The organism is Acinetobacter legionensis (genome assembly GCF_048551735.1).
In the GTDB taxonomy this organism is placed as follows: domain Bacteria; phylum Pseudomonadota; class Gammaproteobacteria; order Pseudomonadales; family Moraxellaceae; genus Acinetobacter.
In genome coordinates, this window is record NZ_JBIMBV010000122.1 from 1 (window position 1) to 252 (window position 252).

At 34.9% G+C, this 252-nt stretch carries 1 protein-coding gene; it reads left to right on the forward strand.

The window, feature by feature from the left end; all coding sequences use genetic code 11:
- Positions 1–252 (forward strand): IS110 family transposase (locus ACG9ZL_RS21290; RefSeq protein WP_419361933.1); only part of this gene is annotated, 252 nt, incomplete at both ends.

The window sequence follows — 252 nt, forward strand, 5'->3', positions numbered from 1 at the left end:
CGTACTCGATATTTTGCTCAAAGTATCTCTAAGCTTAATAAAACTGACAAAATCGATAGTGAAGTATTGGCGCGATTTGCAATGACTGTAGATTTACATTTATGGCAACCCACTCCTGATAATATCCGATTGCTCAATGCTTTATTAGATAGAACGTCAAGTCTTGCGAACGACTTAAAACGTGAACAAAATCGTTTGGAAAAAGCAAACTCCACTCTAATAGTTGTACCAATTTTAAAGTCTATTAAGACT